We start from the raw sequence: 22331 nt of genomic DNA, 5'->3' as shown, positions 1-22331 counted from the left end.
CGACCCCGTCTCGCCAACCCGGCGAAATGTGAGGCTCGTTGCCATACCGTGGGCCTATGGCGCTGCATCACCACAGTGACCGTCCGTGGCGCGTGAGAGTGGACGACGGGGAAGGCACACCCTACGGCGCCGGAGTGCTGCTCGACGACCGGCATGTGCTCACCTGCGCGCACGTGGTCCGGTACGCCGGTGCGGCACCCGGGGGCCCCACGTCTCACGTGCGGATCAGCAGTGTGGCGTGCCGCCCGGAGTGGACGCGCACCGCGCGCGTGGCTCCGGGCACCTGGGTGCACGACCACGAGACGCAGCGCGGCGACGTGGCACTGCTCGAACTCGACGAACCCGCCGGCTGCGGCACCCGGACCACCCTGTGGAAGGCGCCCCTCTCCGGCGCCGTCCAGGTGTACGGCTTCCCCCACGACGAGCCGTTCGGCATGGGGGCGGACGCGCGGCTGGCGGGATCCGGCCACCGGCAGGGCGAGTGGGGGCTGCTGAAGCGGGTGCGCGAGGGCGACCCGTGGATCGAGCGGGGGTACTCGGGTGCCGGGGCGATGGCGGTGGGCGGCGAGTTCGACGGCCGTGTCGTCGGCATCGTGGTGGCCGACTACGTCAACGGCGAGGCGAAGGCGGCCTGGATGCTGCCGACCGAGACGATCCTGACGTACCTGCCCCGGATCGAGGAGTTCACCGGCGGCGACCGCAACAACGAACTGGGTCCCTCCCCGGGCGAGTTGCCCGGGGACGCGCTGGGCGACCCGTTGCGGCTCGCGCTGACACAGGAGCTCACCCGGCTGCTCGACAGCGACTGGGCCGGCACCGTCGTCGTCGGTACCGGCGGCACGACGGCCGTGGGCGACTCCTGGCTCGTCCGGCTGGTGCGCACGGCGGATCCCGCGGCCCGGGCCACCGTCACCGACGCCGAGCTCACCGGCGCTCCCGGGGACACCGTGCTGCGGCTCGGCACCATCGACGCGGCCTACGACGCGCGCGACAGGTCGGTCGCCGACCTCAGCGGCTATCTCACGGGCCGGTTCGGGCTGCCCGGCGGGGACGCCCGGGAGGTGGGGCGGCAACTGCTGCGCCGTCTGCCGCCCGCCTGCCTGGTGGTGGGCCGCGTCGACCGGGCCCGGGATCCGGAGGCCCTGGTGCGGGACCTGCTGGGGCAGTTGGCGGCCCGCGCCCGGTCGCGTGGCGTGCGTCTCGTCCTCGGGTTCGAGGGAACGCCGCCGGCCGACCTCGCCCACGACGTCTGCCTCGACCCCGAACCGTTGCGCGGGGGCGCGGCCCGGGGGGTGACCGCCGCCGAGGTCCACACGGTCGCCGGACGGCTCGCGGCGGAGGAGGACGCCGCGTCCGCGCTGGATCAGGAGTGGGGCGTACGGTTCTTCGCCGCGCCCAGGCTGCCGCCCCGGGCCTCGCCCCGGCTGCGGGTCCGGCTGGCCGTGGCCCGGGTGACGGAACCCAATCCCGAACTCGCCGCGATCCACGACCAGGCGGACAAGGCACGCGCCGACCTGGCGCTGTTCGATCACGACCTGCGCCGCATGATCACGGACTGCCAGGACCTCGGCACCGCACTGGAGTTGCACCGTCTGCGGGCCGCGCGGTACTTCGGCGCCGAGGACCGTCGACTCGCCGAGCGGTACTCCCCCGCCGTGCGTGCGCTGAGGACCGAACCGATCGACCTCGGCACCGCCCGCACGCTGGTCAGGCGCTACATCGACGAGGTCAACCGACGGTTAGAGGAAAGGTGACACACGGGGATGAGCCGTCAGATGTGCAACCGCCCCCCTTGCGGGCTGGGCGAGATCGACGAACAGGGCTTCTGCGAGGTGTGCGACCACCCGCCGCTGCCGCGGGACGGTGCCGCGGCGGGGCACCGCGTCCCGGAACCGCAGGCGCGGGGCGGGGCGAGCGTCGGTGTGGCGCAGGTCCGCCCGGACCCCTGGTACGGCCTCGCACTGGTCGATTCCGACCAGGCCCCGGACATGCCGGTGAGTTCGTCCGGCCCGGTCGCCGAAGAGCACCGCTACTGCCCCAAGCCCGCCTGCGGGAAGCCGGTGGGCCGCGGCCACGACGGCAAGCCGGGCCGGATCGCCGGCTTCTGCGAGGCCTGCGGTACCCGGTTCGACTTCGGCCAGCCCGGCGGCCTCACCATCGCCGGCCGCTACGAGGTGTTACGCGTCTTAGGTTCGGGGGCCTACGGGGCCGCCTACCTCGTCCACGACCGCAATCTCGCGACCGAGGTCGTCCTCAAGGCGCTGCACAAGTCGGTCGCCAAGACGGCCCGGCACGAACGGGACGTCCTGGTCGGGCTGCGACACGACAGCATCGTGCGCATCCTGGGCTACGAGCACGAGGGCCCGCACCTCGTCCTCGAGTACGTGCCGGGGGAACCGCTCAACGCCCGCGAAGGCGACCGCCTCGAAAGCCTCCTCGCGCACGGCGTCCGCGTTCTCCAGGCGCTCGACTACCTGCACGCCCGGGGCCTGTTGCACTGCGACGTCAAGCCCCTGAACATCATCCGCTTCCGGGAGGACGGCCCGACGGGCGCGCTCGACCGGGTGCGGCTCATCGACTTCGGCGCGGTGCGCAGTCACACGAAGGACACCGGTCCGGTCGTGGCGTACACGCGCGCGTACGCGCCGCCGGAGACCGATCCGGAGCATCTGCGCCCCACCCCCGGCTTCGACCTGTACGGGCTGGGCATGACCCTGCGCGAGGTCTGCCGCGCCCGCTGGACGGACCGCTCCGCTCCGGGCGTCGACTCGCTCCACCTGCTGCTGGACCGGGCCACGGACCCCCTGCGGCCATGGGCGCGGTTCGTGTCGGCACGGCAGTTCGCGGAACAGCTCAGCGGTGTCATCCGGCAGGTCGTGGCGGCCCCGCCGACGCGTCGGCAGGTGTCGCGTCCCTCGGCCCTGTTCGGCTCGATGCCCGAACCGCTGCACGGCGGGCTGGGCGCGGCCCGGCCCCTGGCCCACTGGGTCGACGCCCAGCCGGACGAGACGGGGCTGCTACGGATACCCGCGCCGTTCTCCTCGCCCGAGCCCGCCGACATCGCGGCGGCCCTCCCGGCGCCCCTGTCCGATCCCGACGACCCGGGCGTCACGGGAGCGGCGGGCGGCGCGCTCGCCGAGAGCCGGCTCGCCCTGCGCCGAAAGGACCATGCGGCGGCGGCAGGACAGCTCGCGGCGGCGGGCCTGCCCGACTGGCACTGGCTGGCCGACTGGTACTGCGGTCTGATCGCGCTGGCCGACGGGCGCCCGAAGCGCGCATCCGTCGTGCTCACCCAGGTGCGCAGGGCGCTGCCCGGTGAGCTGCTGCCGCCGCTCGCCCTCGGTCTGTGCGCCGAGCTGCGCGGGGACCATACGGTCGCGCGGTCGCACTACGGCACGGCCTTCGGCACCACCCCCGCGCTCGGAGCGGCCGGTTTCGGCCTGGCCCGGGTACTGATGCTGGCCGGCGAGCGGGCGAAGGCGGTGGAGGTCGCCGAACAGCTGGCCGAGGAGTTCCGCTACGAGCGCGAGGCGCGCGTGGCGGCCGTACGTCTGCGCGTCATGGTCCTCGCCGAGCCGGGCCACCCGGCGCCGACCGAGCAGGACGTGGCCAGAGCCAGGGCGGCCCTGCCCGGTCTCGACGTGGACGAGGCGGCGGCGGCCGCGCTGGGTGCCGAGATCCAGTACGCGGAGTTCCTGCGCACCCACGACCGGCTGAAGCTGTCCGAGGCGATCCGTGCCCTCGGCCCGCACGCGCCGACCGAGCGGGAGTACGTCGCACTGGTGGACCAGGCCAACCGCCTTCGCCCGGCGCTGAGTTGGCGGTGGCCGGGAAAGCATGGCAGAACGGGTCATTCACGTGTCGAAGCCACGCCGGGCAGGCTAAGCTCCTGACACGTTCCGTCGAGAACGCTTACACGCTCCGTTAGTCCACACGCAGAGACATGAACGGATGGTGCCGGTGGCGGACAGGTCACCCTTGGGGCTCGGTTTCGCCCTGGAAGTGGACGCACCCTCGGATCTGCCCTACGACGAGCGCCGCGTGGACGCCCTGATCACGGTCACGGCACGCTCCACCGCAGGCTCGGCCGCGCAGACCCCGAGTGCCGAGATCCTCATCATGGACCGCTCGTTGTCCATGACCGGACACAAGCTGGACGAGGCGAAACGCGCGATGTGCGCGGCCATCGACACCCTGCGGGACGGGAGTCTCCTGGGGATCGTCGCGGGCAACCACAAGGCCGACGTGATCTTCCCGACGACGGGCGGCCTGGCCCGTGTCGACGCCCGGACCCGGGCGGACGCCAAACTCCGGGTACTCGGTCAATTCCCGGATGGAGGCACGGCGATAGGCCAGTGGCTGGCTCGCGCCCGCCGCCTCTTCGCGTCGGTGGAGTCCGCCGGCACGGTGCGTCACGCGGTGCTCTACACGGACGGCAAGGACGAGCACGAGACACCCGAACAGCTCGGCGAGATCCTCTCGATGTGCACCGACCACTTCGTCTGCGACGCGAGGGGGCTGGGCGACGACTGGCACTACACCGAACTCCTGCGGGTCACCGAAGCCTTGCACGGCTCGGCCGAGGCCGTCGTCACCATCTCGGACCTGACGGAGGACTTCACCCGCCTGATGCGCGAGGCGCAGCGGATCGTCGTACCCCGGGTGTATCTGGGCCTGCGTCTCAACAGCCGCTTCCAGCTCTCGTTCGTGCGCCAGACCCGTCCCGTCGAGGCAGAACTGACGGCACGTCAACAGCGGGAGAGCGAGACGCACATCCCGCTCGGCTCCTGGCCTCCTGAGAGCCGTCAGTACCAGATCTCCCTCCGTGTGGACCCCGACAGCCTGACCGTCGACGAGGCTCTGCGCGCCGCCCGCATCACACTGCACGCCGAGTTCCCCGACGGGACCAGGCGGCCCTGCTCCGAGACCGCGGCCCTGGTCGTACGCCGCCGCTCGACACCCGACTTCGGCATCGCCCGCTCCCCCGAACTCACCCGCGTCGAGAACGAACGCGAGCTCGGCATGGCCATGCGCGCCTGCGCCGACGCCCACCTGCGCGGAGACCTCGACCGCGCGGACCGCGAACTGCGCCTCGCGATCGGTCTCGCGGAATCCCTCCGGGACGCCACCCGCCTGCGACTGCTGCGCGCGGTGGCGTCCGGTGGCCCCGACGGGCGGATCCGGGTGCGGCAGGACGTCACCCGGGGCCAGATACTCGGAATCGGCGTCGACTCGACCAAGACCGCGAGACGGCCGGTCGACGCGCTCGAACTGCCTCTCCAGAACACCGGGTTGCAGCGTGTGTGCCCGCGGTGCAATACGACGTCCACGTCGTCGACGGCCAAGTTCTGCGAGGAGTGCGGGCATCGCTTCGGGGACGCGGCCGGTGAGCCGGTGGACGCGCTGTGACCGGCGTACGGCTGCGCACGCTGCATCCGATCGTGGTGCTGCGGTGGCTCAGGGTGGGCGTGCTGGGCACGGTGGCGCTGACGACGCTGCTCTACCTGGTGGTGGCGAACCGGGCGGGTGAGCAGACCGCCGCCGCCGAGCGCACGGATCAGGCCATCGTCCACATCCGGAATGCGCACGAACAGGCCCTCAAGGCGAACGAGGCGCTCGAAGCCGTCTCCCAGATCAAGGCGATCAACCTGACCGGCACCGGCGCCGATTTCGCGAACGCCACCGCCCGCATGAGCTCCCATCTCACGTCGGCGACGGAGGGCAACGCGGCCGGGTCCCGGGGGCTGAGCCACATCCAGTTCGTCCAGGGCCAGTTGGCCACCTGGGTGCAACTGGCCGACACGGCGGTGCTGGAGGGGACATCGGGCGTGGAGAGAGCGCGGAAGGCGCTCCTCGCGGAGCCGGCACTCGACGGCCGCACGCCCGTCGCCTTCACCGGAGGCCTCCTGCAATCGCTGGCGGATCTGGAGAAGGTGGAGGAGGAAGCCAAGGAGAAGCAGCTCCGATCGGGCTGGCGCGACCCCGACCTGCTGAAACCCCTGTTCGAAGGGCCGTTGGCCGTCATGCTGCTGCTGGTCTGTGCGAGCGGCTTCATCGTCGCCCGACGCTTCCGGCGGTACCCCAGCCCGGCGCTCGTCGTGGCCCTGCTGGCCACCGCGTCGATCGGGATCCGCATGAGCAGGACCGCCCACCTCACCATGGCGATCGCGCTGCCCGTGCTCGCCGGCGCCGGTGCGCTCGCGTATCTGGCCTACCGTCCCCGGCTCGCGGAGTACAGGTTCCCCCGCTCATGAAGAGACTGACGACACCTCTCGTACGCTGCGCCCTGATCCTCGGGCTGCTGCTGGCACCGGTCGCATGCGGCGAACCCGGGCAGGACAAAGTGACGATCATGATCCCCTGGTCCGAGGACGAGTTCGGGGCGTTCTACACGGTCGTCAAGAACTTCGAGCGGGCCAACCCCGGTATCGACATCGAACCCCAGGTCACCCGCGCCCTGACCCAGCAGCTCGATGCCGCGGTGGCCGCGGACGCGAGGCCCGACCTGGCGGTGCTGCCCAGCGTGGGAGCGATCGCCAAGTACCGGACCGAAGGACCACTGCAAAAACTCGATGTCGACACGAGCGACTACGTGGAGCCGTTCCGCGGGCTGGGCATGGAGGGGGACGACGTCTACGCCGTCCCCGTGAAGGCCGACGTCAAGAGCCTCATCTGGTACGACACCAAGGGCCCCACCAAAGTGTCACGATCGGCGGACTGGGACGATCTCCGGTCCCGTCACTACCGCTGGTGCCTGGGGCTGGAGTCCGGCCCCACCTCCGGCTGGCCGGGCGCCGACTGGATAGCCGACATACTGCTCGCCGAGAAGGGTGTCGACGTGTACACCAACTGGGCCTCGGGTGCCGTCGACCGGCAGAGCAAGGCCGTCTGGAAGAGCGAGGCCGTCCGCGAGGCGTGGACCACCTGGGGCGACCTCGTGGGAGACGCCCGTGAGCATGCGGCCACCTCCCCTTTCCTCGACGCCACCAAGGGGATGGCCGGGCAGAAGTGCTCCCTGAGTCACGGCGCCCTCTCGGTGATGTCCTTCGATCGGGACCAGGTCGACGAGGGCAGGTACTCGTACGTGCCGCCCGCCGACAAGGCCTTGCAGGTCTCGGCGGACTTCGTCGGAAAGTTCACCGGGAACACGAGCGCCGACAAGTTCATCGCCTACCTGGCGGGCACGCCCGCCCAGCAGGCGTGGGTGGACGAACCCGGCTTCGCGCTCTCCGCCAACCGCAAGGTGACGAGCTACGCCATCGGCACGCAGGGCGAGATCGCCGGGCTGCTCCGCGCTCCCGGCCACACGCTCTGCTTCAGCGCCGCCGACGCGATGGATCCCGACGTGTCCGCCGCCTTCTACCGGGCGGTCATGGAGTACGCGAGCGGCAAAGCGGAAGGTCCGCTGCTCACGGCACTCGACGAGGTCCAGAACGCACTCGGACAGGTACGCCCCGAGTCGGAGCCACCCCTTTGCCATCGCCAGAGTCCCTGAACCATCCCGGATTCCCTCAGGAGCCCCCATGCCGGACGCCGTCCAGTTCACCCTCGACGACGGCACCGTCGTCCTCGTGGCCCCACCCGCCCGCACCGGAACCGGAGCGGTGGGTCTGGGAACGCGTCTGGAGAGCGCGGGGAGCAGCCTGCGCGCGGCGCTGACGCCGATCACCACCGCCGCCTCCGAGGTGATCGGCCAGTTCCGCGGCGTCGCCGAGCGGCCCGACGAGGTGGAGGTCACGTTCGGCGTCGTCCTGGACGCCAAGCTCGGCGCGGTGCTGTCGAGTGCCGGCGTGAGCGCCCATCTCGACGTCACACTCCGCTGGAGCGGCACAGCGCCGACACCACCGGAATGATCCGCGAACCGATCCCGGGACGTGTCGCCACGCCCACTGGTCGGCACGATGGCTCCGGTTCACGCGTCCGGGGTCAGTCGGCGGGCCGCCGACGCGGCGACCGGGTGCTCTGACGCTTCTGGCCCTCTTCACGGGCCTGCTGATACGCGCCGAAGATGGTTTCCGCGGCGCCGGACAGAGCGCCCTTGGTCTTGCCTCGGGCGCCCGATTCCATGACCTTCTCCGAGAGCTCGGTCAGCCCGGCCGGCTTGCGTGGCCCCGCCTCCAGGTCGAGCCGGTTGCACGCCTCGGCGAAGCGCAGGTAGGTGTCGACGCTGGCGACCACGATCCGTATGTCGATCTTGAGGATCTCGATGCCGACCAGGGAGACACGCACGAACGCGTCGATCACCAGCCCGCGGTCCAGAATGAGCTCCAGAACGTCGTAGAGGCCACTGGAACCGCCCCCGCCGCCCTGCTGTGTTGCGACGGTCATGACGACCCCCTTGTCCTCTCTCCGTGGTTCTGTCGGCGCTCCCCCTGGCGGGGACGCGGGTTCCCTGTGCAAGTAGCCCGGGCCCGCGGGACCAAACGCGTGTACGAGTCTTCGGTACGGCCGATCCGACGGCGAGCGCTCACATACCGGCGGGGGCGACGACGCCCGGCCGGCCGTGGGAGCAGCTGCCCGCCACGGCCGCCCTGGGGATGCGCATCCGGTGCAGAAGATCGCGCGTGAGCCGGCGGTCGAGCGTGGTGCGCCAGGTGATGTCGGGATGCCTGGAGCGCAGGTGGGACAGCGCCCTGGTGCCCAGCCCGCAGTCGCGGAACGGCTCGTCCAGGACGACGTCGGTGATCACACCCTCGGCGCACTCGGCGCACGCGCGATAGGTGACCCGTCCGACCACCTTGCGGATGTGCACCAGGAGCAGACACTCCTCACCGGCGCCGCCCTCCGGGGAGGAGGACGGCAACAGCTCGACGTCGCGATAGGAGAGCCACCTGCGGTGCCACCGGCCCGCTCGTCGTCCCGCGCGCCGGTGCCGTCCCTCGGTCCGCCGTGGTGAGGCGCCTTCCCGTGATCCAGGCCGGCCGTGCGTGTCGCTCATGGCATACGTCTGGTTTCCCTGCATTCCATCGCGTGTGCCCACTACCCCGGACCCCATGTCACCCCGCCGCGAACGCGTCCCGGTGCGTGCCCGCCGCGCCCGGCTCAGTCGAGTGCCCCGAGCCCCTCACGCCAGCGGTTACGGCGTTCCTGGTCGCTCTGCTCCCACCAGGGGGTGCCGCGCTCGCCCAGGGCGACCTTCGCCAGCTGCACGCGAGCGCGGGCAGCGCTTTCGGCTTCCGGGTCCTGAGCTCGACGTGCGGCCGCGATCGCGCGCCGGGCCGCCATGAGGTGGGAGCGCAGCCGCGAGGCCTCCTCCTCGGGGATGAGCGGATCCGTCGCCCGCCAGCGTCGTCCGCCCACGATCACGAACCGTCCGTCAGGGGTGCGCTCGGGCTGCGCGTCGGGGGTCACGGCACGAGTCTGCCGGTGGGCGACGGCGGTTCGAGGGAGCCACAAGAAGCGCGGCTCCGATTCGTGAATCGACCGTCTCTACGTCGGCATCACTCCGAGTCTTCAGCGCGCCATTCCTCTTCGAGAATGCAGAACCTCAGGGAGTCCCGCCAGCCGTCCCGTATCCATGCCGTGTGTCGAAGGCGCCCCTCGTACGTCATACCGAGCTTGGCCGGCACTCGGGCGGATCTGATGCTGATGGGGCTGTCCGGCTGTTGGTGGATGCCGAGAGAAGTGGTGTGACCCCTGGGGCGGAGGATGGCTTGCGCCTGTCTCATTCCAGGACGCCCGGGTCCGTCCCGTCCTTCGATACCGCCGCGCGCACGCCTGGGTGCACGCCTCCGAACGGCGGTATCTCCAGGTCATGGCCGACCGTCGCCCGTATCCGAGTGATCTGTCCCGGGGACTGCGTGACCTGGTCGGGCCGCACGGCGGTGCGGCCCCTTTGCTTCTCGGTGAACCTCCTCGGCACCCACCAGTTGGCCCGCCCGGCCAGACACATCACGGCCGGCACGAGGACGCCGCGGACGATAGTCGCGTCGACGAGGACGGCGAGGGCCAGGCCGAACCCGAGGACTTTCAGGGAGGTGACGCCGGACACGACGAGCGTGCCCACGCTGGCGGCGACGACCGAGGCGGCGGCGGTGACCAGACGTCCCGTGTGCGCGACTCCGAAGACCACGGCTGCACGGTTGTCTCCGTGCGCGATGTAGTCCTCCTTGATCCGGGAGAGAAGAAGCAGTTCGTAGTCGACGGAGAGCCCGAAGGCGATGCAGAACAGCAGGGGCGGGATGCTGGTGTCCAGTTGTCCGGTGGAGGTGAAGTCGCCGACCAGCCAACCGGCGCGGTCCTCCTGAAAGATCAACACCATCGTGCCGAAACTCGCGGTCAGGCTCAGGAGTCCGACCACGATCGCCTTGACCGGCAGGAGCAGGGACCTGGTGAAGATCAGCAGCAGCACGAACATGCCGGTCAGCGTGATCAGGGCGGCGAGCGGCAGGGCATCGGCCATCGCGTCCACGGTGTCGGCTCCAAGGACGGCCAGGCCGCCGACCAGGCGGGGCGCCGGTGCGGGCACTGCGCGGATGTCCGCCACCAGGTGCACGGCGGCGGCGCTGCCGGGGACCTGGGGCGCGGTGACGGTCAGCAGTGTCGCGTCCTGCCCTCGGTACGCGGCCGACGCGGCCGCGGACGGTCGCGCGACGAGGGTCCCGGCACGGAAGACTCCCGCCGGCGAGCGCACGTCGGTGACGCCGGGGAGGCGGGAGAGCCGTCGCGCGTAGTCGGCCACCGACGCGTCGTCCGCGGCCCTGGTGAGTACCACGGTCAGGCGGCGGTCGGGCGGGGAGGTGAAGGCGGCGTGGACCCGGTCGGCCGTCGTGTACGCGGAGGCCGTGGAGGGCAGGGTCCGTTCGTCGACCAGGCCGAATCTGGCGTGCCCGAAGGGCAGCGCCATCATCACCAGCAGTGTGCAGCACGCGCCGCCGAACAGCGCCGGCCGGCGTGCCACCACGGTCCCGATGCGCCGCCAGGCGAGGCTCTCCGCGGACGCCCCCATGCTGCTCCTGCGCAGCCAGCGCCACACGTCGCCCCGGTCCAGGTGGGGGCCGAGTACGGCGAGCAGTGCCGGCACGACGCACAACGCGGCGACGGCGGAGAGGGTCACCACCACGATCCCGGCCCACGCCAGGTGTGTCAGGAAGGGCTGGGGCAAGGTCATGAGCCCGCTGAAGGCCAGGGCGACGATGGCAGCGGAGAACACCACGGTCCGCCCCGCCGTGCGGGTGGCCTCGGCCACTGCTTCGGTGCTCGGCAGCCCGGCGGCGACGCCCTCCCGGTAGCGCGCCACGATGAACAGGCCGTAGTCGCAGGCCAGTCCGAAGCCGAGCGCGGTGGTGATGTTCACCGCGAACGCGGAGACTTCCGTGAAGGTGCTGAGCACGCGCAGCACGGCGAGGGCGCCGACCATGGCGAGGAGCCCGATCGTCATCGGGACCAGGGTAGCGACGAGCGTGCCGTACACGGAGATGAGCAGCAGCATTACCAGGGGCGCCGCGAGCAGTTCGGCCCGCAGCAGGTCCTCGTGGCTCTGCTCCACCGCCTCCGCGCGCATCCAGGCCGCGCCCGTCGCCGACACCGTCAGCGCGCCCTGTCCTGTGGTGAGCCGGGGCACGATGCGGGCTGCCGTGCGCACCCTGTCCGACTCGCTGCCCCGCAGTTCGGCGATGATGAGCGCTGAGCGGCCGTCGCGTGAGCGCAGTGTCGGATCGCCCGCCGTCCAGTAGGACGCCGCCCGGCGCACGCCGTCCAAGCCGGCGACACGTTGGGTCAAAGCGGCCCCGGCCGTGCGGGAGGAGATGTCGTCGGTCGTGAGCGGTGTGTCGATCAGGAGCACCAGATCGCCGTCAGGAACGGTGAACCGGCGGGATACCAGCTGCTCGACGCGTTCGGCCTCGGTGTTCCCCGGGGTGTAGCCACCCTGGCCGAGCCGGTCGAAGGAACCGGCGGCGAGGACCGCACAGACCGCGGCGACCAGGGCAGCGGCACATAGCACTCGCAAGGGCGAGCGCACAGCGATACGCGATCCGCGCATCCGGGAGTGACGCGTCCGCGACAGAATCACTCATATCTCCAGTGCCACGGCCGGCGGGTAGGGGCTCGTGGCTGTGGGTGAGGCGACAGGCCGGCCCGAGTCGCTTGAGCACCCAGCGCGGCCAGAACTTCAGGGGGGGGTGAGTTCCGTGCGCTCAGGTTGAGAGCAGGAGCGTTCGGTCGGGCTGCAACAGCATGCGGAGGGCAGAGTCCCGTCCCACGCGTGGCCCTTGCCGTTGAAACGCGGAGTGGACATCGTCCAGGCGAAATGGCCTCCGACGTTGGCCTTCATCGTGTCCGTGTAGAGACGCATCGTCTGCGCGTGGGCATCGTCGCCTTCGGACAGTGTCCGGGCGTGGTGGGCCAGATCGCGCTCAGCGTCTCGAATGCGATCGCACACCTGGTCCACAGCGCCCTGCAGGGAGATTCCCCGGCCCCGGCGCAGAAGGTTCAAGGCGTTCGCGACGTCGGCGTCCCCGGCCTCCTTGCGGTAGGAGAAAAGGTCGTTGACCAGCGACATGTGGACGCCGCAAGCAGCGTCGAAAGCTTCCAGGTCAGGCGAGGGCGGTACGAGGCTCATATCGATGTCGAGGGCGTATTCCACGAATCCCCGCAGGCAGTCGAAGCCGAGGTTGCAGCGTCGGTACTCCAGGTAGGAGTCCACATCGTCGAACGCCTGAGGGGGGCTTTCGAGGCTGCGGAGCCACTGCTCGAAGAATCCGGTCAGGCGCTGGAACACTCCGTCCGAAGTCCGCGACCGCAAGTGCTCCATCGCCTGCTGCCAGAGCACGAGTTCGCTGGACATGCCCGCTACGGGGGCACCGTGCATGACCTCGATGAAGTCACCGACGTCGTTGCCTGCCGCCTCGGTGCTGTCGAAGACGTCGTCGACCACGATCGCCGCGGACAGCGAGATCGCCGTATTCGCCACCTTCTCCACAGGCGCACGAGGGGAGACGAACGAGGCGAGACGAAAGAGATCGTGCCGGTTCACACTCTCCAGAACCACCTCCCGCCGCAGATCACGGAGAACGGGGAGGAACCACTGATCGTGCAGGGCACGTGCGGCCGCACTCTCAGGATGCTCAACTCCCAAGGGGAGGACGCCGTCCGGCAGAGAAAGAGCGAGGTCGATAGCGATCACATCGAGAGCGAACCAGAAACGGACCGTCAGCCACACGCCGAGACCAGTGAAGTCACCTGTCCGGCGTAACCGTGGCAATAGCCGTTCGCGACCACGGGGCGGGCAGGGCGCGAGCTGCGTCGGCGGTGAGAACTCCTGGGCTGGATCCGACGACGCGTGAGGTGAGAACCACCCACGCGGGCTCGTGGACGTCGGCGAACGCGGCGACCTGCCGGGCCGCCTCGGCACGCCGGGCCGGGTCGAAGATCTCATCCAGGCCGTCGAAGACAACCAGCGCCGGCCGGTGAGCGTGCTTCAACAGATATTCGAAGACATCCCGAGGCGAGCCCATCCGTCCGGTGGTGTAGTTGTGGCTCGGCGACGAAGAAGGCCACCACGCGGTGTGCAGGGAGCGCCGGCTGACCGCTCCAGGAGGCCCGAACGGCCGCCTACGAGAAGTTCTCAAGCCTTCGGAGCCGTGGAAATGGAGCTACGCGAAGCGTTCGTGGACAGACACCCGCGGTCGTCTGGGCACCGTTCAATGCCGCTCTTCAGTCGATGTCTCTGGTGGCAAGCCAGGAGGCCATGGCCGCCGCTGAGCAGATCTGCGACGCCATCGAGGAGTTCACGATCCTGTTCCACGGCCGCCAGCCGGCGGATCTCGAAGAGCTCCGCCCCATTCACGGCGGGTTGTACGAAGCGCACGTGAAGTTCGTCAACGCGGCCCGCCGCTCACTCGACTCCTCGCGGGAACACCTCGTGCGGGCCCTGGGCGGACCTTCACCGTGGCACGGCGTCGAGTCGGCTTGGGCGCCAGGAGACAGGCGGCCTGCGGGACAGGGCCTCCTGCCCTCAGGGCTCAGTGGTAGGGCGTCAGCACTGAACGGACAGGTCGCGGCCAAGCGTGCCAGGCCCTGGCCCGCTCCTCAAAGGTCGCCATCCGCCGCGCTGCTGATCACCGCTACAGGTGACGGGCACGCCCGCGCCTACGAATCCGCGCACGTCGTTGGGCAGACGCCGATGTCAACTAGGAGGCAGCATCAGTCCTCATCCTCAGGCAGGTGGAAGTAAACGGTGCCCGACCGCCAGGGGCCGTGCTCGGTCACCTCGGACGCAATCACCACGTCCTGGATCTCGGCGGGGCCCAGCGCCTCGATGGAATCCGCCAGCCGCCGCAAGAGGGCTGGAACGCTGTCGCAGCCGGGACCGGCGGGGTTGGCCTGCGAGAAATGGCGCACGGTCCAATGCGTAGGGGTATCCATCACGGACCGATGGTAAGGCCTGTCATCGCCCGGTCAGCAAGCGATGGCGTGGCCAGGCAACGCATGCGGAACAGTAGAGACGGTGATCGCCCGGACAAGTTCCGGGCGGAGACAGCAACTCCCTGGACGCCTTTGTCTCCTTCACAGCCGACCATCCGGAGGACGGCGCCCTCCACGTCGGCCCGCTGACTCAGCTGAAACCCGAGACCGCAGCCGAGTCACTCATCCGCCTCCCCGCCGAAGCGGTACGAGTACTCGACGCGAGGGAACACTACGCTTCGGCCCGGAGCCGCCCCATCCATGTGCGACGAGGATTTTCCGTGGGCGCAGAGGAGAGATGGTCGGCACCAAGATCAATGGTCGGCGGCGATCACCTCATTCGTCGATGACGGCGCAGGCGAGGCGGATGCCGCCCAGGTAGTCGGAGATGCAGTCATCGCCGCGCATGTGGGGAGCGTCCTCGAACCGGCCTTCGCCGGACTCGGGGCAGCCGTTGCCCGGTTGCGACAACTCGAGGTGCGTCAACTCAAGGGTCACTCATATGCCGACGGTGACGTCCGTGCCCGAAGGATCAGGTCAACTCCAAGTTTCCCGGCCGCACCGGCCAGTTCCCGCGCGTCGAATGGGGACGGGAGCGGCGCAAACACAAGTGGGCAGGAATCGTCAATGCGTTGGCGCACACTGTCAACGGATCGCCGGGTGAGCGTCGGCATACTCGTGCTGTTCCTGCTCATACTCCGACCCTTGAGGAGACGACGATGGCACGACGCCTCTCGTTCGGCGGTACGTGGAAGAAGCTGGCGGTGGCGGCCGCCTCAGCCGGCCTTGTGATCGGCCTGTCCGGCCAGGCGCAGGCTGCAACTTACTGGCAGTCGACCTGGGACGGCTGTGCCTCCGTGGACGGCGACTACTCATACTGGAAGGTCTCGAACGACGGCGGCGGCGTCTACAACACGAGCTGGAACTTCACCATCTGGGACAACTGCGCCGACGGCAAGGGCGCGGGGCTTTACACCACCTTCTCCAAGTGGGACAACAACACCTGGACGCCCCACGGCTACACCAAGCTCGGCTCCGACAGCGACGGCGCCAACGGCACTCCCGGCTACGCCAGTGGCAACGGGTACAGCCTCAAGGACGTCCGCCTGTACGTCTGCTTCGTGGGCGACCCCGGATCGTGCCGCGCGCTGTTCTAGGCGCTGAGGTCGGAGGTGGAGGAACGTTCCCGGCATTCACTGGGCGACATGCCGTAGGCGGCGCGGAAGACCCGGCTGAAGTGCGCAGGGTCGCCGAATCCGTAGCGTGTGGCAATGGAATGTACGGTGCGTGACCGGAGGCGCGAGTCCGTCAGATCGCGGCGGCAGCGGTCTAGCCGCTGCCGCCGAATCCAAGCAGCCACCGTCATACCTTGGGCCTTGAAAAGCCGGTGCAGATGGCGGTCGGAGACCTTGTGGGCCGCCGCAATCGCGGCCGGGGACAACCCGGGGTCACCCAGGTTCGCATCGATGTACGCCAGGACGCACAGGACCAGGGCGTGCTCGCGGGTCTGCAACGGTGTCTCGCCCTCGACATCGAGTTCGCGGGCGAGAGTTACGGTGATCAGATCGACCAAAATGCCGGCCAGTCGGACAGCGTCCGACGGCCGGTAGTCGACGGTTTCGTCGGCCAGCCCGGTGAGCACCTTGGCCAGCATGGCACCCACCCCCTGCCGTCCGGACAGCCGAGCGCCCAGCAGTCGGTCGAAGGTGCGCGCCGGCAGCAAGGCCTTGGGGAACTGCGCGACGACCGACCGCGCCTGTGAACTCCCCTGAGGGGCCACCTGTGCGTCGAAGGGGTGTGACGTGTCGAAGAAGGTCAGGTCTTGAGCATTGGCCAGGCTCACGTGGTCAGCCTGAGAGATACGCTGGTTGCCGCCCAAGATCAGCGCGACGCTGTAGCGCTCCGGGTCGCTGCTCCGGATCATCCTTGGCGTGCGCGCCGACCGCAGTGCCGAATAGGCCATAGAGACCAACTGCACGGTGCCCAAGTCCAGGTGGCTCATCCTCGCCTGAAAAGTCACGGGATCGTCGACTCTGATGACCGTCGGCGCCAGCGCCAGCCTGGCCGTCTCCTGCCAGCGGTCGAGGCGCTCGCACGACGGGTGTTCCGCGCTGTCGAAAGCCGTTCGCATCTTCATCCCGCCCCCGTCCACCAGCAGTGAGCGTGCTCGCCCGCTCCGGCTTTCTTATGACGCTACATTGACGCTGGTCAGCAGAAAGAGGCCTTACCGATGCGCGGCGAGAATGGCCGGAACCTGCCGGATCTGCCGCACGATCGGGCTGACATCCAAACTGGCTTGCCCTGTGGGGCGGGTGAGAAGGATGTCGCTGTACCCAAGCCTTATCCGATGGAGTGCCGCCAGGGTGGCGTGCGGATTGCGAGGAACCGCGGTCCATGTGACGGTCGAGCAGGTGGCCACCGACTTCGCAGTCCATCCGATGACGTTGTGGAAGTGGAAGCGCCCGGCGGACGTCGACGCACGGACGCAGGGGTGCCGTCCTGCTTCGCGGTCCAGGACAGACGGCCCGGTACGCCGTCGGCCGGGGCCTGGAACTCGGTGACGAGCGCGGCCAGGGGCGGGAAGCCAAAGGTCCCGAGCCGAAGACGAACCGAGCCGCCTTTCGCGCCGTCCGGGCGGAGTTCACCCCGGTTCCTCCACGATCACGGGTCGCCGTCCAGCACCGTGTGGGTGCCGAAGCTTCGCGCGTGGTAAGTCAAGGGCGTGCCGTCGCGATGGTCGGCGTGCAGGACCTTGCCCAGTAGCAACATATGGTCCCCGCCGTCGACCATCGACTCGATCTCACACGCCAGCCAGCCGAGCGCGTTCGGCAGTCGCGGCAGTCTGTGGTCGAGCAGCCACCGGGTGTCCGCGAACTTGGCGGCCCCGCCCTTGCGGGCGAAGCGCAGGGCGACATCCGAGTGCGCCGAGCCCAGCACGTTGACTCCGAACCGGCCGGACCGACCCACGATACTCAAGAGCTCACTCGTCCGGTCCAGGGAGACGAGAACCATCGGAGGGGAAAGCGACAGGGACGCGAACGCGCTGACCGTTGTACCGTGTGGAAACCCCTCCTGGATTCCCGTCACGACCGTTACCGGCGTGACGACTTGGGCCATCGCGTCGCGGAACATCCGTGACAGGTAGCCCGGATCAGAGCTGCTCGCCGTGGAAATCGCCGTCATCACCACACCTCCGAGTGTCCGTTTCCCCGCCCCGTCGCGGGCTCCCCCGAGGGCCGCACCCTGCAACTGAGCCCGGGGCCGGTCCCGCGTCAGCGGCCCGGCCAGGCAGCCACTGCCGCTCTCCACTGTCATCGACGAGCAGAAGGGCGACTTCGCCCGAACAGCCTGCCCAGGGCGCTCGTCGTGGGCTGCCCTGGGCTCGTCGACAGCGATGTGGTCACTGCCGACGGACTTCGGTGGGAGGCGCCTCCGGCCCGCGCCCGACCTGGCGGAGAAAGGCATCGATGCGGTCGTTCGCCTGGTCCGCGAGGGGGATGGGGGCTCCGGTGAAGACATGCCCGCCGCCGGGATAAACAGCTATTTCGGCCTCGTTGCCGGCCGCGATCCAGCGGGCGTGCATGAACAACGAGTCGTCCAGGAACGGATCCAGAGTGCCCACCGTGAACAACGCCGTCGGAAGATCCCGCAGATCCGCGAACAAGGGCGACAGATCCGGATCCTGGCGTTGTTCGCTCAGGGGCGCGACCGCGCTCGTACATGCTCGGATCATGTCCACCGAAACCGGCACCGCATCGGCGCCGAGCAGGGTCTGGCTCGGGGTCATCGAGAGGTCGAAATTCCCGAAGACCAGGTTCGCCGCCTGGAACCCGGTGGACCCAAGTCGCTCGCGCAGCCGGACCAGGACGGAGGCCGCGAGTGTCGCGCCCGCCGACTGGCCACCGATCGCGAGCGCATCGGTGCCGAACTCCGACTTCGCATTCTCGATCAGCCACAGCGCCGCGGATTCGGCGTCATCCCAGGCCGCGGGGTGAGGGTGCGCGGGCGCCAGCCGGTAGTCCACGTCGATGCAGGCGAGCCCGGTGTTCCGCGCGATCCGCTCCAGCTCCTGATCCGACTGTGCCGCACTGCCACTGACGAACCCGCCGCCGTGGAAGTTCAGGTAGACGCCCTTGGGGCAGTCCGGAGCGATGATCCGCAAAGCCAGTTCGTGACCGCCCCGCCCCGCTATCCGAAGGGTGCGTGCCGGCTCCGAAGGCTGCGTGGGAGGCATCGGAATGCCGCCCCCCGCCTCGGGACCTGGCCGGCCCTTCACCAGCTCGCGAAGCCGCAGGTTGAACTCGGCCGTTTCGGGCGCGATCGCTTCCGCTCGGAACAACGTCCCGTCAAGCCCGCTCACCCGGACCGGTTCGGATGTCGTCATCGCGAACCGGCCTCACACGCGTCGGCCGAGGACTCCGTGGCATCCCCGCCGATGCTGCTGGACGCCGGCCAGCTCTTGATCTCCGGCACGCAGTGCTCGGCGAAGCACCGCATGTTGCGCACCGCCTCGTCGTGAGGCATCCCGCCGAAGAACAGCTGCGGGAACATTCCCTGCGGATGGATCTGGTCGCACGTCTCCTCCAGACGTTTCAGCACCTGGTCCGGAGTACCCGCGATGATCTGCGAGACGAAGCCGTCCACCATGCGCTCCACTTCCTCGTCGGTCTCGATCGCCGGGATGGGCCCGTAGGCCGGACGGCCACGCATCTGGTAATGCCAGATGCCGACGCGCTGCGCGTTGCCCCCGTACAGGCGGGCGATCTCCTGCGCACGGTCTGCGCTCTCGTCCACCACGATGATGCTTGAGGCGAAAGGCGCCGGAGGCTTGTTGTCGGGGCCGTGCGCTTCCCGCCAAGCGTTCAGGTAGCTCTCGATCGGCAGCCCGCCTTCGGGCACCTTGAACGGAAGTGTGGTGGTCGTCAGCTGCCCCAGTCCCAGCCGGCCGGCCTGGCGCTGGCTGTCGGGAGAGCCGAGGGCCGCGAACAACCGCCCCTTGAACGAACGGCCCGGTCGCGGGCGCAGCTCCACCCGCGGCTGCTGGAAGAACTCGCCGCCCTCCATCACGCCGGTCTCCAGTCCGTCCACGAGGAGCTGCAGCATCTCGTCGTAGCGCTGTCGCGCCGCCTCCGGGTCGATGCGCAGGCCCTTGTACTCGCGCGGCGCCATGCCACGCCCGAGCCCGATGATCGCCCGGCCGTTGGACACCTCGTCGAGGGTGATGATCTGTTCGGCCAGGCGGACCGGGTCGTGCCAGGGCAGGACGAGCACCTGGGTACCCAACCGGATCCGCCGCGTGCGGCCGGCGAGGTAGGACAGGAACATCAGAGGGTCCGGAGCGAGGGAGTGGCGGGTGAAGTGGTGCTCGGTGAGCCAGACGGAGTCCAGACCTAGTTCCTCCGCGAGCACCCACCGTTCGACCTCCTCGCGTACGAACTGCCCGTCCGGGTAGTCGGCCTCCTCGCCGTCCGGACCGTAGTGCTGAAGACCTGTGGCTATTCCTACGTGCATGCTGCTGCCTCCGAGCAATCGATTACTGGTTGTCGCACGTGTAAGCCCGACACGAGGAGACGGAGAGCAGGGTCGGCAAGAACGGACCGTGCTTCAGCCAAGCAATCCGGTGAAGGCGGGCCCGAACACGTGCTCAGCCTCATCCGCCGCCCGCTGCCAATCGTTTGCGATCGGTTACGTCCAGAGGGATGAAGCGGAAGGAGCCGCCGTCCTGCGTCAGCAGGTCGCGGGCCTCGGCAAGGTGATCCTCACTTTCGCCGGTGACGACGACCTGCATGCCGCTTGCCGCGAAGGATCGGGCTATTCCCGGACTGGTGCCACTGGCCGCTCCGGCAACGAACGCGACCTTGCCTGCAACGTCTCTCATCGTGCATGACCTCCTCACCAAGCAGTTCGCGTCCTGAATAGTCGGACTGCAATATCGCTCGATAGGACAAGTGAAGTCGAGAGAGGTCGGCAAGTCAAGCGCGGGTGACCATCAAGCGGGACAGGTGCGTCCCGCACAGCGGTCACTCCCTGGCGAGCGCCCCCGCGCCGCGCGCACGAAATCCGCCTCACGACAGGCCGGTGGCGGCGACGCCGAGATCAAGATCACCGAGCGGTCACCGCGATACTCCGGCCCCTCGCCGGACAAGGTGTCGCTTCGCTGGGACGCGTGGAACTCGCACAGGCCGCGTTGTCCGCGTGGGCGCCGACCGTACCCATCGCCCCTGCTCGGTGGAGGCGCGGCAGGACCGCGGCGAAGCAGGAGCCGTCGGGCAGCGGGCGCCGTACAGTCGGGCGCCGCTTGCGGCCGTAGCGCGGCACGGAACGGCCCCCAGTGCCCTGCACGACCCGAAAGACAGGGGGTACCGTCCACGGCGAGCAGGCGTAGGCCCTGGTAGAAGACTTTCAGCGGCGGCCGCGACCGTAAGGCGTACCTCCGACGATCAGTTCGCGAGTTCGGCTGGGCGTGTCAGGAACGGCGCGTGGTCCGTGGGCCACTCGATGACCTCGGATGCGTGCGCTGCCATCTTGCGTTGCGACATAGACCGAGCCGGGCCACCGGAAGGCCGGTCGCAGCCTGCACGTCACCTGCGCACGGACGAAGACTGGTGGCGGTCGATCCATTCGAACATCAACCCAAGTACCTGGGGCATCTTGGAAGCGGCGCAGTGCCCGGTGTCCGAAAGCAAGTGGACTTCCGTGTCCCGGCGGCCGACGAAGACAAGGGTGTCCCGCTGTGGAACATGGACGTCACCGGCACCGTTGATGACCAGCATCGGCACGTTCGTGTCGAGGTCGAGCAGCGGACGCAGATCGAACGGCCGCCAGATCCGGGCCAGTTGCGCATCGCTCGGTTCATGGTCGAATCCCAACGCATTGCCGACGCTGCCTTCCGTGCCATACGCGAAGGTCCGGTCCTGGGCGAATGCCGCTTCGATGGGACCGCCGATGACGATCGCCGCGTCGACATCCCCCGCCAGGCCCGAGCAGGCCGAGAAGTGACCGCCCATCGATATGCCCAGATGCAGGACGCGCCCATTGCCCAGCGCCCGCGCCTCGATGGCCAGGGCGCGCACCAGGTCAGCGCCGTCCTCCGAGTCCATGGGGCCGGCACATTCGCCCGTGCCGGGAATGTCGAAGGCCAGCACTCCCATACCGGTTCGCAGGGCGACCGCCTCGAAGAGCCCGTGGAGATCCATTTTCCAGGTGTCCACTCCGCCGCTGGCGAGCAGGACGGGGGTATCGCCTGACCAGCCCGGCGGAGTGAGAAAGTGCACGGGTACAGCGGTGACCCCCTCGCCGCAGGGCACCTGGACGGCCCGGCGCTCAAGCCCGACCTTGAATCCGGGAGCGGCGAGCAGGTATTGCTCGAGCTGCCGCTCCGACGCCGTGCGTTTGGCGTCGTCGGCCAGCGTGGGAAACTTCGCCCAACCGTAGGCCAGCGCCGCTGGGCGATGCTGACCAAGCTCCGCGTATCCGGCGGCCAGTCGTGACCACTCGTACACCCAGCCCCCCGGCTCGTCGAGCCACATGTCCGTGACCGCCGATCGGACGGTGTCGACGTCCGCGATGGGCAAACCGCTGATCACCATCTGCCAGTACCGCTCGACGAACAGGTCCTCGGGGGCGACCTTCCACCGGTAAGGCATGCGGATACCTACTTCCCAAACAGCGCTGATACGGGATTTTCGCTTTGGATGCCGCAGGGAGCACACCACCGGCCCTGTGGGGACCACGACATCGAGCCGGCTGAACCGTCGGCCGGTCGGCGACCGAGACACACGGGTGAGGGGCGGCCTCCTGACGGAGGAACACGTACGCGCGTGACCGCACCGGACGAAAGCTGCCGCTCTGTCACACAGGTCCTCCTCACCCCGGCCACGGGCTGGTTCCACGCATCCGACCGGCTCACCGGTCCTCGACAGAAG

Annotated in this window: 20 protein-coding genes; 7 read left to right on the top strand and 13 right to left on the bottom strand. The window is 69.4% G+C overall.

Going from position 1 to position 22331, the window contains the following annotated elements:
* Positions 1 to 56 precede the first annotated feature (56 nt).
* From OG440_RS36890 to OG440_RS36865, 6 genes are all read left to right on the top strand, one after another.
* Positions 57 to 1754 (top strand): trypsin-like peptidase domain-containing protein, encoded by a 1698-nt coding sequence (locus OG440_RS36890; RefSeq protein WP_406011106.1) that lies wholly within the window; start codon positions 57 to 59, stop codon positions 1752 to 1754.
* Positions 1755 to 1763: 9 nt separating this feature from the next.
* Positions 1764 to 3893, top strand: coding sequence for a protein kinase domain-containing protein (locus OG440_RS36885; RefSeq protein ID WP_406011105.1), 2130 nt, complete (start codon positions 1764 to 1766; stop codon positions 3891 to 3893).
* A 67-nt stretch (positions 3894 to 3960) separates the two neighbouring features.
* Positions 3961 to 5409: a vWA domain-containing protein gene (locus OG440_RS36880; protein ID WP_406011104.1), complete on the top strand. Its 1449-nt coding sequence runs from the start codon at positions 3961 to 3963 to the stop codon at positions 5407 to 5409.
* Complete coding sequence (locus tag OG440_RS36875; RefSeq protein WP_406011103.1) at positions 5406 to 6254, top strand: hypothetical protein; 849 nt, start codon at positions 5406 to 5408, stop codon at positions 6252 to 6254. The genes OG440_RS36880 and OG440_RS36875 overlap by 4 nt, the downstream gene beginning before the upstream one ends.
* The gene (locus OG440_RS36870; RefSeq protein WP_406011102.1) at positions 6251 to 7495 is read left to right on the top strand and encodes an ABC transporter substrate-binding protein; all 1245 of its coding nucleotides are present in this window, start codon (positions 6251 to 6253) and stop codon (positions 7493 to 7495) included. The genes OG440_RS36875 and OG440_RS36870 overlap by 4 nt, the downstream gene beginning before the upstream one ends.
* 28 nt (positions 7496 to 7523) lie before the next feature.
* The gene (locus tag OG440_RS36865; protein WP_406011101.1) at positions 7524 to 7853 is read left to right on the top strand and encodes a CU044_2847 family protein; all 330 of its coding nucleotides are present in this window, start codon (positions 7524 to 7526) and stop codon (positions 7851 to 7853) included.
* Between the two features lie 73 nt (positions 7854 to 7926).
* Here OG440_RS36865 and OG440_RS36860 read toward each other — a convergent pair whose 3' ends face one another.
* The 7 genes from OG440_RS36860 to OG440_RS36830 all read right to left on the bottom strand — a co-directional run bounded on the left by OG440_RS36860 (position 7927) and on the right by OG440_RS36830 (position 14904).
* Positions 7927 to 8328 (bottom strand): gas vesicle structural protein GvpA, encoded by a 402-nt coding sequence (locus OG440_RS36860; protein WP_406011100.1) that lies wholly within the window; start codon positions 8326 to 8328, stop codon positions 7927 to 7929.
* 139 nt (positions 8329 to 8467) lie between these two features.
* On the bottom strand, positions 8468 to 8938 hold the full coding sequence (locus tag OG440_RS36855; RefSeq protein WP_406011099.1) for a hypothetical protein: 471 nt from the start codon (positions 8936 to 8938) through the stop codon (positions 8468 to 8470).
* A 104-nt stretch (positions 8939 to 9042) separates the two neighbouring features.
* Complete coding sequence (locus tag OG440_RS36850; protein WP_406011098.1) at positions 9043 to 9351, bottom strand: hypothetical protein; 309 nt, start codon at positions 9349 to 9351, stop codon at positions 9043 to 9045.
* A gap of 313 nt (positions 9352 to 9664) precedes the next feature.
* Positions 9665 to 11944 (bottom strand): MMPL family transporter, encoded by a 2280-nt coding sequence (locus OG440_RS36845; RefSeq protein WP_406011097.1) that lies wholly within the window; start codon positions 11942 to 11944, stop codon positions 9665 to 9667.
* Positions 11945 to 12112: 168 nt separating this feature from the next.
* Complete coding sequence (locus tag OG440_RS36840; RefSeq protein WP_406011096.1) at positions 12113 to 13162, bottom strand: hypothetical protein; 1050 nt, start codon at positions 13160 to 13162, stop codon at positions 12113 to 12115.
* Between the two features lie 983 nt (positions 13163 to 14145).
* The gene (locus OG440_RS36835; protein ID WP_406011563.1) at positions 14146 to 14367 is read right to left on the bottom strand and encodes a hypothetical protein; all 222 of its coding nucleotides are present in this window, start codon (positions 14365 to 14367) and stop codon (positions 14146 to 14148) included.
* 375 nt (positions 14368 to 14742) lie between these two features.
* Positions 14743 to 14904, bottom strand: a complete 162-nt coding sequence (locus OG440_RS36830) for a hypothetical protein (RefSeq protein ID WP_406011095.1) — start codon at positions 14902 to 14904, stop codon at positions 14743 to 14745.
* 221 nt (positions 14905 to 15125) lie between these two features.
* Here OG440_RS36830 and OG440_RS36825 point away from each other — a divergent pair, with 221 nt between their 5' ends.
* Positions 15126 to 15563 (top strand): Tat pathway signal protein, encoded by a 438-nt coding sequence (locus OG440_RS36825; protein WP_406011094.1) that lies wholly within the window; start codon positions 15126 to 15128, stop codon positions 15561 to 15563.
* On the opposite strand, the gene OG440_RS36820 is transcribed toward OG440_RS36825, so the two are convergent.
* From OG440_RS36820 to OG440_RS36795, 6 genes are all read right to left on the bottom strand, one after another.
* Positions 15560 to 16543, bottom strand: coding sequence for a helix-turn-helix domain-containing protein (locus tag OG440_RS36820; protein WP_406011093.1), 984 nt, complete (start codon positions 16541 to 16543; stop codon positions 15560 to 15562). The genes OG440_RS36825 and OG440_RS36820 overlap by 4 nt on opposite strands.
* Before the next feature lie 524 nt (positions 16544 to 17067).
* Complete coding sequence (locus OG440_RS36815) at positions 17068 to 17589, bottom strand: flavin reductase family protein (RefSeq protein WP_406011092.1); 522 nt, start codon at positions 17587 to 17589, stop codon at positions 17068 to 17070.
* Between the two features lie 217 nt (positions 17590 to 17806).
* Positions 17807 to 18790 carry an alpha/beta hydrolase gene (locus OG440_RS36810; protein ID WP_406011091.1) on the bottom strand — a complete coding sequence of 328 codons (984 nt, stop codon included), beginning with the start codon at positions 18788 to 18790 and terminating at the stop codon, positions 17807 to 17809.
* Positions 18787 to 19917 (bottom strand): LLM class flavin-dependent oxidoreductase, encoded by a 1131-nt coding sequence (locus OG440_RS36805; RefSeq protein WP_406011090.1) that lies wholly within the window; start codon positions 19915 to 19917, stop codon positions 18787 to 18789. Before OG440_RS36805 ends, OG440_RS36810 begins: the two co-directional genes overlap by 4 nt.
* Before the next feature lie 139 nt (positions 19918 to 20056).
* Positions 20057 to 20284 carry an SDR family NAD(P)-dependent oxidoreductase gene (locus OG440_RS36800; RefSeq protein ID WP_406011089.1) on the bottom strand — a complete coding sequence of 76 codons (228 nt, stop codon included), beginning with the start codon at positions 20282 to 20284 and terminating at the stop codon, positions 20057 to 20059.
* A 703-nt stretch (positions 20285 to 20987) separates the two neighbouring features.
* Positions 20988 to 22052 carry an alpha/beta hydrolase gene (locus tag OG440_RS36795; RefSeq protein ID WP_406011088.1) on the bottom strand — a complete coding sequence of 355 codons (1065 nt, stop codon included), beginning with the start codon at positions 22050 to 22052 and terminating at the stop codon, positions 20988 to 20990.
* Positions 22053 to 22331: the final 279 nt, after the last annotated feature.

Origin of the sequence: Streptomyces sp. NBC_00637 (assembly GCF_045161545.1) — a bacterium.
Lineage (GTDB): Bacteria > Actinomycetota > Actinomycetes > Streptomycetales > Streptomycetaceae > Streptomyces.
Note: the sequence above shows the minus strand (reverse complement) of the source record. Positions and strands in the feature narration are given on the sequence as shown.

Coding starts and splice junctions, on each gene's coding strand:
- OG440_RS36815 (WP_406011092.1), bottom strand. CDS start 17,589: ATGACGGCGATTTCCACGGCGAGCAGCTCTGATCCGGGCTACCTGTCA.
- OG440_RS36885 (WP_406011105.1), top strand. CDS start 1,764: ATGAGCCGTCAGATGTGCAACCGCCCCCCTTGCGGGCTGGGCGAGATC.
- OG440_RS36795 (WP_406011088.1), bottom strand. CDS start 22,052: ATGCCTTACCGGTGGAAGGTCGCCCCCGAGGACCTGTTCGTCGAGCGG.
- OG440_RS36860 (WP_406011100.1), bottom strand. CDS start 8,328: ATGACCGTCGCAACACAGCAGGGCGGCGGGGGCGGTTCCAGTGGCCTC.
- OG440_RS36820 (WP_406011093.1), bottom strand. CDS start 16,543: ATGAAGATGCGAACGGCTTTCGACAGCGCGGAACACCCGTCGTGCGAG.
- OG440_RS36890 (WP_406011106.1), top strand. CDS start 57: ATGGCGCTGCATCACCACAGTGACCGTCCGTGGCGCGTGAGAGTGGAC.
- OG440_RS36855 (WP_406011099.1), bottom strand. CDS start 8,938: ATGAGCGACACGCACGGCCGGCCTGGATCACGGGAAGGCGCCTCACCA.
- OG440_RS36810 (WP_406011091.1), bottom strand. CDS start 18,790: ATGACGACATCCGAACCGGTCCGGGTGAGCGGGCTTGACGGGACGTTG.
- OG440_RS36825 (WP_406011094.1), top strand. CDS start 15,126: ATGGCACGACGCCTCTCGTTCGGCGGTACGTGGAAGAAGCTGGCGGTG.
- OG440_RS36865 (WP_406011101.1), top strand. CDS start 7,524: ATGCCGGACGCCGTCCAGTTCACCCTCGACGACGGCACCGTCGTCCTC.
- OG440_RS36800 (WP_406011089.1), bottom strand. CDS start 20,284: ATGAGAGACGTTGCAGGCAAGGTCGCGTTCGTTGCCGGAGCGGCCAGT.
- OG440_RS36870 (WP_406011102.1), top strand. CDS start 6,251: ATGAAGAGACTGACGACACCTCTCGTACGCTGCGCCCTGATCCTCGGG.
- OG440_RS36835 (WP_406011563.1), bottom strand. CDS start 14,367: ATGGATACCCCTACGCATTGGACCGTGCGCCATTTCTCGCAGGCCAAC.
- OG440_RS36805 (WP_406011090.1), bottom strand. CDS start 19,917: ATGCACGTAGGAATAGCCACAGGTCTTCAGCACTACGGTCCGGACGGC.